This is a genomic window from Gluconobacter japonicus, assembly GCF_015244665.1.
GTDB classification, from domain to species: Bacteria; Pseudomonadota; Alphaproteobacteria; order Acetobacterales; family Acetobacteraceae; genus Gluconobacter; species Gluconobacter japonicus.
Map to the genome: position 1 here is coordinate 414,558 of NZ_JABCQN010000001.1, position 15,350 is coordinate 429,907.

Consider the following 15,350-nt stretch of genomic DNA (forward strand, 5'->3'; position numbering starts at 1 on the left):
TCTTACCGTCTTGCCTTTCTGGCGCTGACCAGTTCGCTGACCACGCCATGGAGCGTGCGAAGTTCCTGTTCGGTAACTTCGCCTCGTGTGAAGAAATGCCGCAGATTGCGGATCATGCCCGGTTTCTTCTGCTCGTTGCGCAGGAAGCCACAGTCATCAAGTTCCCGCAGCAGATGGGACATGAAGTTTTCCAGTTCGCCCTTGGTGGCCACATGCGTCTCATTCGTCATGAGGTCGCGCGGGGGCGTCATGTCTTCGGTCAGGTACCACTCATAGGCCATGACCAGCACGGCCTGTGCGAGGTTGAGGGACATGAACTTCGGATTGAGTGGGTAACGCACCAGCGTATCGGCGCGGGCCATGTCTTCGACATCGAGGCCAGCGCGTTCCGGCCCGAACAGGATACCGGTGCGCAGGCCACGCGTAGAAGCGACACGGAGTTCCGCCGCAGCGCCGCGCGCTGTCATGACAGGCTTCACGACATGGCGGGGGCGGGGGCAGGTTGCAAAAACACGATGCAGGTCAGCCACGGCATCATCGACCGTTTCGAAAACCTGTGCGTTGTCGAGAATGCGATGGGCGCCGGAAGAGGCTGGCCAGGCGCGTTCCTGCGGCCAGCCGTCCCGTGGGGCAACAATACGCAGATGGAACAGGCCGCCATTCGCCATGGCACGGGCGGTCGTGCCGATATTTTCGGCCAACTGCGGGCGTACGAGAATGACAACGGGATCAAATTCGCCGATCGGTTCCAGATCGGCACCACCATCACGTCCGGTCATGGGATTATGCCTTCCGCCATGTTGTGCCATTGGGGCCGTCTTCCAGCGTGATGCCGTCTGCGGCAAGCTGGTTCCGGATTTCGTCCGCACGGGCAAAGTCGCGGGCCTTGCGGGCTGCCAGACGTTCCTCGATCAAGGCTTCGATGGCGGACGCGTCAACGCCTGAGCGGAACCATTCAGCGGGGGAAACCTGAAACAGACCAAGCTGCTTTCCGGCGGCCAGAAGACCGGATGCGGCCTCCTGATCGCCCTGCATGGCAGCGTCTGCCAGCGGGTGAAGGGCTGCAATGGCGAGCGATGTGTTCAGATCGTCGCACAGGGCATCCAGCACCGTTGCCGGAACGTCTGCACCCTGCTGCGCGTCTCCACGCTCAAGGGCGCGATAGAGGCGATCCAGAATACGACGCGCTTCTTCCAGCTTGTCCCACGTGAAATCCAGCGTCGAACGGTAGTGCGCGCCTAGATAGAGGAAGCGCAGGGGTTCCGCCGGAGACTTTTCCAGAACTTCCCGGATGGTGAAGAAATTGCCCAGAGACTTGGACATTTTCTCCCCGTTGGAGAGCAGCATGCCATTATGGAGCCAGTGCGTGGCGAACTTGCTGCCCGGATAGCAGCACAAGGACTGCGCGCGCTCGTTTTCATGATGCGGGAACAGCAGGTCATCGCCGCCGCCATGGATATCGAAGCTCTCACCCAGATACCGGTGTGACATGGCCGAGCATTCGATGTGCCAGCCGGGGCGACCGCGGCCATAGGGGCTGTCCCAGCCGGGCTGGTCCGGTGTGGACGGCTTCCAGAGTACGAAATCACCCGGATCGCGCTTGTAGGGCGCAACCTCGACGCGGGCGCCAGCGATCATGTCATCCAGCGAGCGGCCAGAGAGTTCGCCATAAGACGGGAAGTTCCGGACGGCGAACAGGACGTGCCCTTCGGCCTCGTAAGCGTGGCCACTCTCGATCAGGCGGCCGATCATATCCAGCATTTCGGGAATATGATGTGTGGCGCGTGGTTCGATATCCGGCGGCAGAATCCCCAGTGACGCCAAATCTTCATGAAAGGCTTCGGTCGTTCGTGTGGTCAGGGCGGAAATATCTTCGCCGTTCTCTTTCGCGCGTGCGGTGATCTTGTCGTCCACATCCGTGACGTTGCGTGCATAGGTGACCTGCGGATACAGGACGCGCAGCAGCCGCACGAGGATATCCGCGCACATCATGGCGCGCAGATTGCCCAGATGGGCGCGGTCATAGACGGTGGGACCACAGAAATAGACCCGGACGTTCTGCGGATCGAGTGGTGTGAACTGTCGCTTTTCGCGCGCGTGGGTGTCGTGCAGACGGAGCACGTGAGGAACGGGATCGGCCATAGAGGCGATCAATGCGCCAGCCGCCGGTTTGGTGCAACAGGGTTTGTTACTCTTGTGCGTATGATCTGGCCTGCGATAGTGAGACTTATGCGTAGCACCTTCAAAGATCCTACTTCCCCCCGCGGACATGCTCTTGCCCTTCTGCGGGTTGCTCTGCCACTGGCCCTGTCGCAGCTCTCCGAAATGTCGATGGGCGTGACGGACACCATTCTGCTGGGCGGTCTGGGTGTTGCGGAAGTGGCTGTCGGTGGTCTGGCTAATACCTTCTTTTTTACCACTATGGTGACGTGTCAGACCATTCTTGGTGGCGCGGGTGTGCTTCTGTCTCATGGACGGGGTGCGGAAGATCATGGACGTGAGGCGCATGATGGCCGGAGCGTGATGAGCGCGACGTTTCTTCTGGCACTTCTGATTTTTGTTCCCTGCGCTTTGTTGCTCTGGAACGTACAGCCGCTGTTTGCGTGGTTGTCTGAGCCGAGCGATGTCGTGACGCAGGGAAGTCACTTCATCCGCATCCTGCTGTATTCACTACTGCCTGATCTTGCTGTCATTGGTGTTCTGCGTGTCGCGCTGCCTTCGCTGGGGGCGGAGACGCTTCTGCTGTGGATCATGCCCGCTATGGCGATCTGCAATGGCATCACCAATGCGGCGCTGATTCATGGCTGGTTTGGTTTGCCCGCCATGGGGCTGTTCGGTTCCGCGACGGCCACGACGCTGACGGGCTGGGCGATCAGTGTTGCCCTGACGGGTCTGTGCCTGATGCATCCGCGTGTACGGGCTGTCATGAAGCCAGCCGCCGTACACTGGCCGGTCATGAAAGAGCTTTTGAAGCTCGGCCTGCCAATGATGCTGGGGGCCGCTGCTGAAATTCTCATGTTCCAGATCACCAGCCTTCGTGCCGGGGAACTCGGGACGCAGAGCCTTGCAGCCCATCAGGTTGCGGTGAATGTCAGTGCGCTCCTGTTCATGGTGTGTCTGGCGATCGGACAGTCAACGAATGTCCGCGTAGCGTACTGGCGTGGGGCGGGACGGATGGATCAGAGCCGCCGTGCGGCCTGGACCGGGATCTGGATTGTGCTGGTCTGGTCCGTGCTGTCTTCGGCGTTGCTGCTGATTTGGCCAGAAAAGATCGTCAGTCTGTATTTCACGGGGCATGCTCCTGATCCGGCAACGGCGGCGCTTGTTATTACCCTGATGAAGATTGCCGGGATCTACCAGATTGTGGACGGTCTTCAGGTTGTCTTTAGTGGTGCTTTGAGAGGCTGTGGCGACACGGTCTGGCCGATGGTGATTGCCGTTTCAAATTACGGCCTGATTGGTCTTGTCTTTGGTGGGTGGTTGGCCTTCCAGCAGCACTGGGGGGCGGAAGGCCTGTGGATTGGCATGGCGACAGCCCTGACGGTCAGTTCTGTCGCTCTTGGTATTCGGCTTTTCAGCGTGATGCGGAGAGCCGAGCCTGTGCCATCGTAATCAGGTAGGCGAGGAAGCCGCCTGCGGAGAGCAGGGCGGACCCCCAGCCAATAGATGCAAGTCCAAGCCCTGAACTGACCAGGAAAGCGCCCAGCCATGCGCCTGCGGCGTTGGCGATGTTGAAAGCCGAGTTGTTCAGGGACGCGGCCAGTGTCTGCGCATCTCCCGCGACTTCCATCAGATGGCTCTGGATGGCTGGGGAAATGCCGATCAGCGTCGCCGGGATCAGGAATGTGATGAGAAGCATGGCGACCGGCGAGGGCAGCAGGAGCCAGAAAGCCAGCATGAACACGCAGCTTGCGGCGAGGGAAAATAGGATCGTCCGATTGATGTTCCGGTCCGCCATGGCACCGCCGAACGAATTACCTGCGACCATGCCTAGGCCCCAGACGATCTGATAGAGCGCCACAGCCCAGTCTGGCAGGCGCGTGACTTCCGACAGTGCTGTGGTGAGGAAGGTGTAGACTTCAAAGAGGCCACCGAAGCCGATGGCGCTTGTCAGGAGTGTCAGCAGAACCTGAGGGCGTTTGAAGGCCCCGAGTTCGGCCAGGGCATTGGCATTCGGATGGGGTTTATCACGCGGAGCGAAGTACCACAGTGCGGCAAAGCAGAGCAGGCCGAGCACGGAAATTGCGCCGTATGCCGTTCGCCATCCAAGGTGATTGGCGGCGTAGGTGGACAGAGGGGAGCCCACCACGGTGGAGAACATGATCCCGGACAGAACGCGCCCAACAGCGCGCCCACGTCTTGCGCGTTCAACCATTGATGCGCCAACAAGTGCTGAAACACCGAAGAAAGCGCCATGGGGAAGCCCGGTAATGAAGCGCATGACTTCAATGTCGAGCAGGTTCGGCATCAGGATCGTGCCGATATTTCCCACAAGGAAGAGCACGAGCATGGCCAGCAGGAGTGTACGGCGGGGGAGTTTTGCGCCAGCAACCGCAATAAGGGGTGCTCCGACCACGACACCCAGCGCATAGGCGGAAATGACGGAACTGGCACGGGAAATGGAAATACCCAGGGAATGGGAAAACTCGGGCAGAAGGCCCATCATGGCGAATTCGCCAGTCCCGATTGTAAATGTTGCCAGCATGAGGGCGAACATGGCTGGTTCGACGCCGTGAGGTGGACGCACCCGCTCGACATCGACTGGTTCGATTAATTCCATATGGAAAAGGTCCGGAATAGGGGGAAATCTGCCCACCATCCGGACCCTGAAATGCTAGCCGGATACGTTCACGTGGAAGTGTCCTGGCTGGTCAGTTCAATTCTCCGTTGGCAGACGGATTGTCTGTCCCGGATAAATGTCATCCTTGCTTGTGACAAGCGGTTGATTTGCATCAAGAAGCTCATCCCCCGAAATATCTTCCGGCAGCTTTTCAGCCACCTCGTCAAGGTTCTGGCTGGTCTTGATTTCCAGGAACTTTGGATCGGGGGTTCCGGGGGGCACCTGAATTTCGGCCTCGACAGCGGCCACGCCAGCGACGTTGCCTGCCGTAAGGATCATCTGGTCACGCGCCTTTGCGGTGTCCGCCTTGCCGCGCAGATAGATTGTGCGGTCATCAATTACGAGATGCGACATGTGCATCTGTGCGAGGCCGAACTTCTTGAAGGCACGCTTGATGGCGCTTTCACCCGGCTTGGGCGGCGCTGGTGCATCAAGGGACTGGATCAGTCCTTCGAAGGACCCTTCGGCAATACGACCAGCCTTGGGATTGAAGCGATAGATTTTCATGGGCAAACTCAAAAAGGCATGGCTCCCCGATCAGAGGGGAGGACCAGACCGTTAGCGCAAACCCCCCGGGAGGGGTTGCGCGCTTTATAAGCATCTGCTGCGAGAAAATAACAGGGGCCAGAATCGGCCTTTGATTGACAAAAGAGCATGAGACCTGTTAGGCGCGGGTCCACTGCCGGAAACGAGGACGTACCGACCGGGCCATTATTGTGGGTTTCTGTACCCTGCAGGCTCCGGTTTTTGGGTGCGCGCCCGTCTTTTCCAATTCGGGGAAGGGCCTACCGGCGCAACAAAACGGCTTGCCATGCAGCATGGGGCGGGCCTGATGTATGAACAGGGGTTAACCCATGTCAAAGCGTCTTGAGAGCAAGTACAAGATCAATCGCCGTCTCGGCGTAAACCTTTGGGGCCGTGCAAAGTCCCCTGTGAACCGTCGTGAATACGGTCCGGGTCAGCATGGTCAGCGTCGTAAGCAGAAGCCTTCTGACTTCTCCATCCAGCTGATGGCCAAGCAGAAGCTCAAGGGCTACTACGGCAACATCAGCGAGAAGCAGTTCCGCAAGTACTACGACGAAGCCGTCCGTCGTAAGGGTGACACCTCCGAGAACCTGATCGGTCTGCTGGAGCGTCGTCTGGACGCCGTTGTGTACCGTCTGAAGTTTGCGATCACGCCGTTCGCAGCACGTCAGTTCGTCAGCCATGGCCACGTTACGGTCAACGGCAAGAAGGTGAACATCCCGTCCTACCTCGTGAAGGAAGGCGACGTCATCGAAGTGCGCGAGAAGTCCAAGCACCTCGCCATCGTTCTCGACTCCGTGCAGACGGGCGAGCGCGACACGCCGGAATACGTTGAAGTCGATCACCGCCAGATGAAGGGTACGTTCCTGCGTACGCCGGTTCTCTCCGATGTGCCGTATCCGGTGCAGATGGAACCGAACCTGGTTGTCGAATTCTACTCCCGCTAATTCAGGTCCCGGGCTTTCGGGCCCGGATCAGAACGCGATCGGAAAACGCCGGATGGGTCTCCCATCCGGCGTTTTTTGTTTGTGCTTGCAGAAGAATGGGAAGAGTTGCGCAGGATTTTACGTTCTTGCTCTATAATTGTATCAATTTGTCTCCGAATGATACTTTATATGGCATATCAAAGAGGGGCGGCAAAAGATGCGCTTTGGGCTGGGTGTGGTTCTGATCTGTGCTGCGGCCTGCGCGTCAGCTAATGCCCGCGGGATCAACACTTTCGTAGCTCCCGATACGCATTATCATCCTCAGCCACCGCCCCATTTACATCTTGTTCGCTGCAGGGATGGAACCGTGATTGTTTCATCCCAGAGATGTCCGATCAGGCCTCCTGTCATGGAGCGCACTGCGGCGGGAAAAGCCGTAGATACTGTCACGGGTGTTGTTCGAAGTCTGACTGGCCATAATTTAGGGTTCAGATGGTAGGTAATAAGTAGAACTTCAGGGACGGACAGATGCGGTCAGGGATGCTGAAAAGTTTCTGTCTGGCAGTATTGGTGGGCTGCACGATGCACCCTTCTGAAGCAAAGGGGATCAACACCTTTGTGCCTCCGTCTTTTGCCGTGCCTCCAGCTTCAGGGCGCTATGATGTAACATCACGGCAAGTCATGCCGGGAGCGTATATAGAAGCGCCTCAACCTCGAATGATTGTGCCACCCGCTCTGACCTGGACGGCCAGTGGTAAGGTATTTCAGTTTCTGAGGCGTCAATTTTCCGGAAATGGTTCAGATCGTGCGGGCGTGGGCGGAGTTCCTGCGGTGCATGATCCCGTTTCCGGGAGTGCGATCGGGCAGTTTGGGGAAGCGTATGCTCAAGCTAGCCCGATGGGGATGACGGGGATTGCGCCACATGGGAATACTGTGAACTGATTTCCGCTTCGTAAAAGTGAAAATTCGCGGAAAAGGCCCGTTAAGCGAGGGAATGCTTGACGGCAAAAGCGGTCTTCTGCACATTGCGCCTCCCGATGGGTAAGGCTTCCATGAGGGCTGTCCTCTGTATTTGCTAACAGGCCATGTGTCTGTCTGGACGTCGCGAAAGCTCCAGTCCCGGATTTTTTCTACGTTGCCGGAGGCATCATGTCAGAGGCGCTGAGCGCTGAAATTACCCGCGAGATCGCTCGTCGGCGTACGTTTGCCATCATTTCCCATCCAGACGCCGGTAAGACGACCCTGACGGAACGGATCCTGCGCGCAGGTGGTGCCATCCAGCTTGCTGGGAACGTGCGTGCCAAGGGTGAGCGCCGCCGGACCAAATCTGACTGGATGGGCATTGAGCGGGATCGTGGCATTTCCGTTGTGACATCCGTCATGACGTTCGAATATGGCAACTGCGTCTTCAACCTGCTTGATACTCCGGGCCATGAAGACTTCTCCGAAGATACCTATCGAACCCTGACGGCTGTGGACTGTGCCGTCATGGTGATCGATGCCGCAAAGGGTATCGAGGACCGGACGCGCAAGCTGTTCGAAATCTGCCGTCTGCGCGATATTCCGATCATTACGTTCATCAACAAGATGGACCGTGAGGCGCAGGACTGCTTCGCCCTTCTGGATGAAATTTCCAATTCTCTGGCGCTGGATGTCTCGCCTGCGACATGGCCGATCGGGCGTGCTGCGACGTTTATTGGCACGTTCGATATCCGCACCCGTGAAGTGCATACCAAGGATCCGGTGGACGAAGCTGATCCGCGGATGGTGCAGCTTCGGGAAGATCTGGAACTGGTGGAGGCCGCGCTTCCCGAGTTCGATCGTGAGTCTTTTGACGCGGGGCATCTGTCTCCCGTGTTCTTCGGGTCGGCCATGAAGGAAATCGGTGTGACCGATCTTCTGGATGCACTGGTCGCTTACGGTCCTGCGCCACGCGCCCAGCCGACGGAAAGCCGTGAGGTCAAGGCGGATGAAGAGCAGGTCACGGCTCTGATCTTCAAGATCCAGGCGAACATGGACCCGAATCATCGGGACCGCATGGCTTTCGCCCGTGTATGTTCAGGACGTCTGACGCGCGGGATGCGTCTCAAGCATGTGCGGACCGGCAAGCAGTTTGCTCTGCATACGCCACAGTTCTTCTTTGCACGTGATCGCCAGTTGGCTGAGGAAGCTTTTGGCGGAGATGTGGTGGGGATTCCAAACCATGGCACACTCCGTATTGGTGATACGCTGAGCGAGAACGAGGAACTGCGCTTCACGGGTGTCCCGCACTTTGCTCCGGAAATCCTGCGTCGTGTCCGTCTTGATGATGCCATGAAGGCCAAGAAGCTGCGTCAGGCTCTGGTAGAACTGGCGGAAGAGGGTGTCGTGCAGCTTTTCCGCCCGCAGGATGGTCTGCCGCCGATCGTGGGTGTTGTGGGAACACTTCAGCTTGACGTTCTTCAGTCACGCTTGAAGGGGGAATATGGCGTATCCATTGGTTTTGAAAGCACGCCATTTACACTGGCCCGCTGGATTACCGGTGATCGTGAAAAGATCGAGATGTTCATGATGACGAACCGCTCATCCATGGCGGATGATCTGGATGGAGACCCTGTCTTCCTCGCCAGTTCGTCCTTCATGATGCGTCGCACCATCGAAATGAACCCCGATCTGGCGTTCCACGACATCAAGCAGATCGGTCTGGCTTCGGTCTGATCTTTCAAGCCTCGCTCCTGTATTTGGGAGCGAGGCTTTTTTATGTCTGCTGCCTGCGGCTCTACGGGCAGCTTTACTTGAGCGTTAGTAAGCTCAGAAAGCCTTCCAGATTATGGACGGTCGGCGCTTCCAGAATAAGGAGACGTCCTGTCTGGAGTGCCTTACGACGCGCTTCCATACGGCTCCCGGGCGTTGTGCAGAGCGAATAATCCGCAACCTGGGCAAAGCCGATGGTGCGGCGGATCATTTCAAGGCCACAGAAGCCTACCGTGTCCTGCAGGATGGCGATCAGGAAATTTTCGAGCAGTTCTTCACGCTGGGTTGCATCAGAGAGTGCCCACACATCGCCGCCGCCTGTTTTCAGAAGCATGCGGAGTTCTGTTGTAAAGCTGTTCCAGAAAGCCTTGATCTCAGCTTCAATCAGACCGTGCTTGCTGGGTGCCGCGCAGGCATGCAGGGCCAGATTTCCCAGATAGAGTCCACAGTCGAAACCGATCGGACCCATCGTGGCAAATTCGCCATCAATAACGCGCACATCGTCCTTGTGCTGCATGATGGAGCCTGTGTGCAGGTCTCCATGCAGAAGTGCCTGTCGTGCGGTCAGGAAGCGGTCCTGAAGGTTACTGACCGCACGGTGAAGGGGCTTGTCCGTGTGCAGGGCTTCTACGTCAGGGAGAAGGGCTGTTTCCGGTGCAGGGTTGCGTGAGCAGGGGCGGAACGGATCGGTCAGGATCAGATCGACCGTGATGCGGGTGAGGGCCGTATTGCCAGCGAAGTCGGCCAGTAATTTAGAGCCGTGTTCAAAGGGTTGGCTGATCCAGCTTGTAGCATGCACGCTGCGGGCCACGTACTGGCCGATAACGGCGGAAAATCCCGGCTGTGCTTCATCGCGGATCAGGGCAGTGCGCAGAACCTCATGTGGGGTCAGGCATTCCATAACGAGAAGGAACATCTCGTCATCGTAGAAATAGAGTTCGGGTGCGGCTGGGCGGACGGCATCCGCAGTTGCCCGCATATAGCGGGCTTCGTACAGAGCCCGCTCCAGAGGCATGGGCCAGTCCGGTGCAACGCGGACATGGGGGAGGGCCTGTTTGCAGCACAGGGAGCCGCCCGAACCATCTACAAGGAAAACGGTATTCAGATTGCCGTCACTGACTTCGCGGATGGTCCAGTCTGCGGGTGAGCCGCCAAGGCGAGACGCAAGGTCCGCGTGGTTTGTGAGCCAGTGCTGAAGGCTGGACGCATCAAGAGTAAAGTACGGCATCAGGAAAGTTCCAGCAGGGCGGCCAGTGTGGGGACGACAGGGCCTTCGGGTGTGTGGTTAGGGCGGATCAGGTGCAATGCGCCATATTCGGCATTCCCCTGCTCGCGACATCGCGTCTGAAGGTCGGAAAAACTCAGGGCTACGTCAATGCGCATCCCGATGTCGACGATGTGTGTGGAGGGATGTTCACAGGCGAGCAGGCATGGCCCGACACGACATTCCGCAGGCGTCAGGCCCAGTTCTTCCTCACATTCCGCAAGAAGCTGGGTCGCTAGGTTTACGATGTTTTCCTGTGCGCGGCTTTCGACATTCCCTGCTGGCGCGCCTTGCCAGTAGCCGGGCAGGTAGATGGAAGTCTCCGCGCGTCGGCCGATCACAACGCCGTCCTGCGCAAACATCAGCCCTACGACAGCCAATGGTTTGAGCACTGTGTCTCCGTAAATGCCGGGCTGCTTCATTTGTGCGAGGACACGACGATATTCGGACCAGTGGCCATGGATATGGGAAGGGGTGATTTCGTCTGCACAAAAGACGCGGCCGTTATAAAGTGCAGGATACGATTTCAGTGCGTCAGCCCAGATACGCGAAACGGCTGCTTCCTGTGCCTCTGTAAGGGCCGGAAGAGGGCGGTCGGCCAGAACATGCACATCTGGCTGAAGGGATATAATGGGCCAGGAAGCAGGGTGTGACATGACGAACCTTGGCTTGGTTGGAAACTGTACAGTCCTTCATGCGGCAAAAGTCTGGAGAGGCAAATACGTCTCAGCTCAGGGAAGATGAAGCCGCACTGAAACGGGACAGTGATCCGAGAGGCCATCTGGCAGGGTGTCGTTCCGGTACGTCATGACCCGCAGGCTGTCCGGGATGAGCCAGGAGCGTGCTTCATTACCGAGCATGATGTGGTCGATGAAGTATTCGCCGCTCCAGCATGGGCTGGCTTTCCCGGCTGTTGTGAGCAGGACGGGGGCATCATGTTCAATCTGCTGCATGAGGGGATCATGGAGCGTCAGCCGGCGATTGAAATCTCCGAGAACAGCGTAGGGTTCGCCTTCATCCTGACGTTCGGCAATCCAGTCTTCAAGAATCTGGAACTGTTGATACAGCGTCGGGCAGGAGTGTTTGCGTTGAGTGAGAGGCTGATCCCAGCACCCGGTTTTCAGATGAACGACCAGAATGCGGAGATGGCTTGTCCCGTCAGAGACTGTGACGTCCAGGCCTGTTCTTAGATGGTGGGATGCATCTGGGGCGGCCACATCCAGAGCAGACAGCTCTTCGTTGACCGTCACATTAAGCGGTCGTTTCACGGCGAGGCCGACGCGCTGGATAACGGGCGCTTGGGAGAGAATGATCTGATAGGTTTGCGGATCGAAGACCCGTGCAGCGGGTTCGGGGCCGTCCACTTCCTGAAAAGCGATGATATCGGCTTTCAGGTGGGTTGCGTAGTGATGCAACCGGATGAAATCATTTGGCTGGCGGCCATGGACATCATCGGGAAGAGCAGGGTCTCCCGTCTGTTTCAGGGAGAGCCAGTCCAGATTCCAGGTTGAGAGTTTGATGTCTCTGGCCTGAGTTGGAATAGCCTCGCCACACATCAGTGCGGCGAGGAGAAGTAGAGAAAAAAACCTCAGACGGCTTCTTTCTCAGTTGCGCCCATTTCGGCGAGGACACTTTCGACGGACCGTGTGGTGCGTGTTTTCTCGTCGAGAACGAGAATTTCACCATTCGGGATGTCGTAGAACCAGCCTTGCAGCGTCAGTTCACCCTGCGACAGGGCGCGGACAACAGCAGGATGCGTGCGAAGATGAGCAAGCTGAAGCAGGACGTTGTATTCTGCAAGCTGGCGGATATCGGCCGGGCCGGCATCTTCCGCCTTCAGGTCACCCATGGCGGCGCGGGCGGCTTCAGCGTTGCGCAGCCAGCTCCGGACGGTGGGGAGGCCATCCAGTTTCGGGGCGTTCAGGTCCAGCAGGGCGTTCATGGCGCCGCAGTTGGAATGACCGCACACAACGACATTCTTCACCTTGAGAGCCGCAACAGCGTACTCAATGGCAGAAGACACGCCACCAAGCATTTCGCCGTAGGCCGGAACGATGTTGCCGACGTTACGGACGATGAAAAGCTCGCCCGGTTCGGTCTGGGTAACGAGGCTCGGGCTGATCCGGCTGTCGGCGCAGGTAATGAACAGTGTGGAGGGGGACTGGCTGGTGGCCAGACTTTCAAACAGCTCCGCACTCTCTGGATAGACGTCCGTCTCGAATGTACGGACACCGCTCAGCAGTTTCGCCAGAGTATCACGACCACAGGCCATGGTGTTCTCCTTTCTATAAACTAATGAGCAGTTAGGAGGCTTTGTCAGGACAGGTAAAGCAGTAAAAGAACGGCTTCATCATTTGTTACTGCCCTGACATACCTTGTCGTTACGCTTTACGACGTAGCCAGACGCTCGCGCAGCATTGCAAAGACTTCTTCAGCATTTGCATTTGGGCCGCCAGCCTGAGCCATATCTGGCCGTCCACCGCCGCCTTTACCGCCCATGACTTCCGACGCTGCACGCACCAGTGTTACGGCATCCAGGCGATCTTTCAGATCGGCTGTCACGGAAATGACAATGCTGCCACGACCATCGGCTTCGGAAATGAGTGCTACAACACCGGAGCCGATCTGCTTGGAAATGCTGTCTGCAAGGCCTTTGAGTTCCTTGGGGCTGACATCGCCAAGATTGCGGGCAGAGAGAGTAATCCCATTAACGGTTTCTGTGGCACTGGTGCCTTCACCCGTCGCCAGCTTGCGCTGAAGATCGGAAATCTGGCTGTTCAGAGACTTCCGTTCTTCCAGCAGGGCGGTAACGCGAGCGATGGTGTCAGACACCGGAACCTTCAGTAGTTCGGCGATCTGCTTGAGACGGCTTTCGGTCTCCAGAGCCAGCGTCTCGGCGGCAACACCGCAGACGGCTTCGATACGACGAACGCCAGCAGAAACACCACTTTCAGAGACGATGCGGAACGGACCGATTTCACCAACGCGTCCAACATGGGTGCCGCCGCAAAGCTCGATGGAGTAAGCCGGGCGGCCTTCTTCACCCTTGCCCATGGAAACCACGCGAACTTCGTCGCCATATTTCTCACCGAAAAGCGCCATAGCGCCTTCTGCCACAGCCTGTTCCTGCGTCATCAGGCGCGTTTCGACAGGTGCGTTTTCGCGAATGCGGGCATTCACTTCGGCTTCGACAGCGAGAAGCTCTTCGTCCGTCAGCGGGCGAGGCTGGCTGATGTCGAAGCGCAGGCGCTCGGGTGCATTCAGGCTGCCCTTCTGCGTGACATGCGTGCCGATCTGGCGACGCAAAGCTTCATGCAGCAGATGGGTGGCGGAGTGATGGCCACGAATAGCGGTGCGGCGCGTATGGTCGATTTCGGCATGAACGGCCATGCCGGGCTTCAGTGTGCCTTCAACGACTTTGCCGTAATGAACGATCAGATCGCCATTGCGCTTCTGGGTATCCGTGATTTCGACTCTTACGCCATCAGCCGTGAGCGTACCGTGATCGCCGACCTGACCGCCACTTTCACCGTAGAACGGTGTTTGGTTCAACAGGATGGCGATGGTGTCAGCACTAGCAGGCGCTTCGGCCAGTTCGTCATTGCCCCGGAAAATGCCCTGAACTTCAGCATCAGCCTTTTCAGAAACATATCCGAGGAACTCACTTGCGCCATGCTTGTCACGCGCATCGAACCATACGGTTTCGGCAGCAGTATCGCCGGAGCCGACCCAGGCCGCACGGGCACGCTGGCGCTGTTCGGTCATGGCGCTTTCAAAGCCGGCTTCATCAACGGTGCGACCCTGCTCACGCAGGGCGTCCTGCGTCAGATCCAGCGGGAAGCCAAATGTGTCATAGAGTTTGAAGGCGACATCGCCGGGAAGGGCCTGCTTGTCGCCGAGGCGGCTGACTTCATCGGACAGAAGTGTCAGACCGCGTTCCAGCAGGGCTGTGAAGCGTTCTTCCTCACCCTTCATGGTTTCGGTGATGAGAGCCTGATGCTGCACGAGTTCCGGATAGGCTGCGCCCATCTGCTGGATCAGGGCGGGAAGCAGACGGTAGAACACCGGATCCTTGGCGCCCATGATGTGCAAATGGCGCATGGCGCGACGCATGATGCGACGCAGGACGTAGCCGCGACCTTCCTTGGATGGCAGAACGCCGTCAGCAATCAGGAATGCCGTGGAGCGTAAGTGATCTGCAACAACGCGATGGCTGGACTTGAACGGGCCGTCTGCGTCCTGGCTCATGATATCGGCGGAGGACTCGATGAGCGCACGCATCGTGTCGGTGTCGTAGTTGTCGCGCTTGCCCTGCATGATGGCGGCAAAGCGTTCCAGACCCATGCCTGTGTCGATCGATGGGCGTGGCAGATTGTCGCGGGAGCCATCGGCCTGATCGAGGAACTGCATGAACACGAGGTTCCAGATCTCGACGAAGCGATCGCCATCCTCATCCGGGCTGCCCGGAGGGCCACCGAAGACGCTCTCACCGTGATCGTAGAAGATTTCTGAACACGGACCACATGGTCCCGTGTCGCCCATGCGCCAGAAGTTGTCAGACGTGGCGATGCGGATGATGCGATCATCGCTCAGGCCGGCCACTTTTTTCCAGAGATCGGCAGCTTCTTCATCGTCGGCGTAAACCGTAGCGAGGAGCTTTTCTTTCGGAAGGCCGAAATCGCGTGTCAGCAGCGTCCATGCGAAATCAATGGCATCAGCTTTGAAGTAATCTCCAAAGCTGAAGTTGCCCATCATTTCGAAGAAGGTGTGATGACGGGCTGTATAGCCGACGTTATCGAGGTCGTTGTGCTTGCCGCCTGCGCGCACGACTTTCTGGGCCGTGGTCGCACGGTTGTAGGGGCGTGTTTCCTGACCCGTAAAGACGTTCTTGAACGGCACCATGCCAGCGTTCGTAAACAGCAGCGTTGGATCGTTCTGCGGCACGAGGGAAGCCGAGGGAACAATGCGATGGCCGTTCGACCCGAAATAGTCGAGGAAGGCTGAGCGGATGTCGTTTGTGCTGGTCATGAGCTGAAGCGTCAGGTTCCGGAGAAGGCGGGAA

General features: G+C 58.0%; 13 protein-coding genes. 4 read left to right on the top strand and 9 right to left on the bottom strand.

Features of this window, described 5'->3' with window-relative positions; all coding sequences use genetic code 11:
* Positions 1-2 precede the first annotated feature (2 nt).
* Both HKD32_RS01870 and cysS read right to left on the bottom strand, forming a co-directional pair.
* Complete coding sequence (locus HKD32_RS01870; protein WP_007282518.1) at positions 3-779, bottom strand: RNA methyltransferase; 777 nt, start codon at positions 777-779, stop codon at positions 3-5.
* A 4-nt stretch (positions 780-783) separates the two neighbouring features.
* On the bottom strand, positions 784-2,142 hold the full coding sequence (cysS, locus tag HKD32_RS01875; RefSeq protein WP_194257408.1) for a cysteine--tRNA ligase: 1,359 nt from the start codon (positions 2,140-2,142) through the stop codon (positions 784-786).
* Between the two features lie 87 nt (positions 2,143-2,229).
* Between cysS and HKD32_RS01880 the strand changes: the two genes are divergently transcribed.
* Positions 2,230-3,612 (top strand): MATE family efflux transporter, encoded by a 1,383-nt coding sequence (locus HKD32_RS01880; protein WP_061929152.1) that lies wholly within the window; start codon positions 2,230-2,232, stop codon positions 3,610-3,612.
* Here HKD32_RS01880 and HKD32_RS01885 read toward each other — a convergent pair.
* Both HKD32_RS01885 and HKD32_RS01890 read right to left on the bottom strand, forming a co-directional pair.
* Positions 3,575-4,819, bottom strand: coding sequence for an MFS transporter (locus HKD32_RS01885; RefSeq protein ID WP_194257409.1), 1,245 nt, complete (start codon positions 4,817-4,819; stop codon positions 3,575-3,577). The two genes, HKD32_RS01880 and HKD32_RS01885, sit on opposite strands and share 38 nt — an antisense overlap.
* Before the next feature lie 57 nt (positions 4,820-4,876).
* Positions 4,877-5,347: a BON domain-containing protein gene (locus tag HKD32_RS01890; RefSeq protein WP_010501175.1), complete on the bottom strand. Its 471-nt coding sequence runs from the start codon at positions 5,345-5,347 to the stop codon at positions 4,877-4,879.
* Between the two features lie 347 nt (positions 5,348-5,694).
* Here HKD32_RS01890 and rpsD point away from each other — a divergent pair, with 347 nt between their 5' ends.
* From rpsD to HKD32_RS01905, 3 genes are all read left to right on the top strand, one after another.
* On the top strand, positions 5,695-6,312 hold the full coding sequence (gene rpsD / locus HKD32_RS01895) for a 30S ribosomal protein S4 (RefSeq protein ID WP_010501177.1): 618 nt from the start codon (positions 5,695-5,697) through the stop codon (positions 6,310-6,312).
* Positions 6,313-6,819: 507 nt separating this feature from the next.
* On the top strand, positions 6,820-7,233 hold the full coding sequence (locus tag HKD32_RS01900; RefSeq protein ID WP_194257410.1) for a hypothetical protein: 414 nt from the start codon (positions 6,820-6,822) through the stop codon (positions 7,231-7,233).
* Between the two features lie 207 nt (positions 7,234-7,440).
* Positions 7,441-8,988 carry a peptide chain release factor 3 gene (locus HKD32_RS01905; protein ID WP_010501183.1) on the top strand — a complete coding sequence of 516 codons (1,548 nt, stop codon included), beginning with the start codon at positions 7,441-7,443 and terminating at the stop codon, positions 8,986-8,988.
* Between the two features lie 73 nt (positions 8,989-9,061).
* Here HKD32_RS01905 and mtnK read toward each other — a convergent pair whose 3' ends face one another.
* The 5 genes from mtnK to alaS form a co-directional block, all read right to left on the bottom strand.
* Positions 9,062-10,252, bottom strand: coding sequence for an S-methyl-5-thioribose kinase (mtnK, locus tag HKD32_RS01910; RefSeq protein WP_194257411.1), 1,191 nt, complete (start codon positions 10,250-10,252; stop codon positions 9,062-9,064).
* A complete protein-coding gene (locus HKD32_RS01915) occupies positions 10,252-10,944 on the bottom strand; it encodes a hypothetical protein (RefSeq protein ID WP_194257412.1) in 693 nt (230 codons plus the stop codon). The genes mtnK and HKD32_RS01915 overlap by 1 nt, the downstream gene beginning before the upstream one ends.
* A gap of 75 nt (positions 10,945-11,019) precedes the next feature.
* A complete protein-coding gene (locus HKD32_RS01920) occupies positions 11,020-11,844 on the bottom strand; it encodes an endonuclease/exonuclease/phosphatase family protein (RefSeq protein WP_061929160.1) in 825 nt (274 codons plus the stop codon).
* 32 nt (positions 11,845-11,876) lie between these two features.
* Positions 11,877-12,560, bottom strand: coding sequence for a carbonic anhydrase (locus HKD32_RS01925; protein ID WP_010501191.1), 684 nt, complete (start codon positions 12,558-12,560; stop codon positions 11,877-11,879).
* 116 nt (positions 12,561-12,676) lie between these two features.
* Positions 12,677-15,316: an alanine--tRNA ligase gene (gene alaS, locus HKD32_RS01930; RefSeq protein WP_194257413.1), complete on the bottom strand. Its 2,640-nt coding sequence runs from the start codon at positions 15,314-15,316 to the stop codon at positions 12,677-12,679.
* Positions 15,317-15,350: the final 34 nt, after the last annotated feature.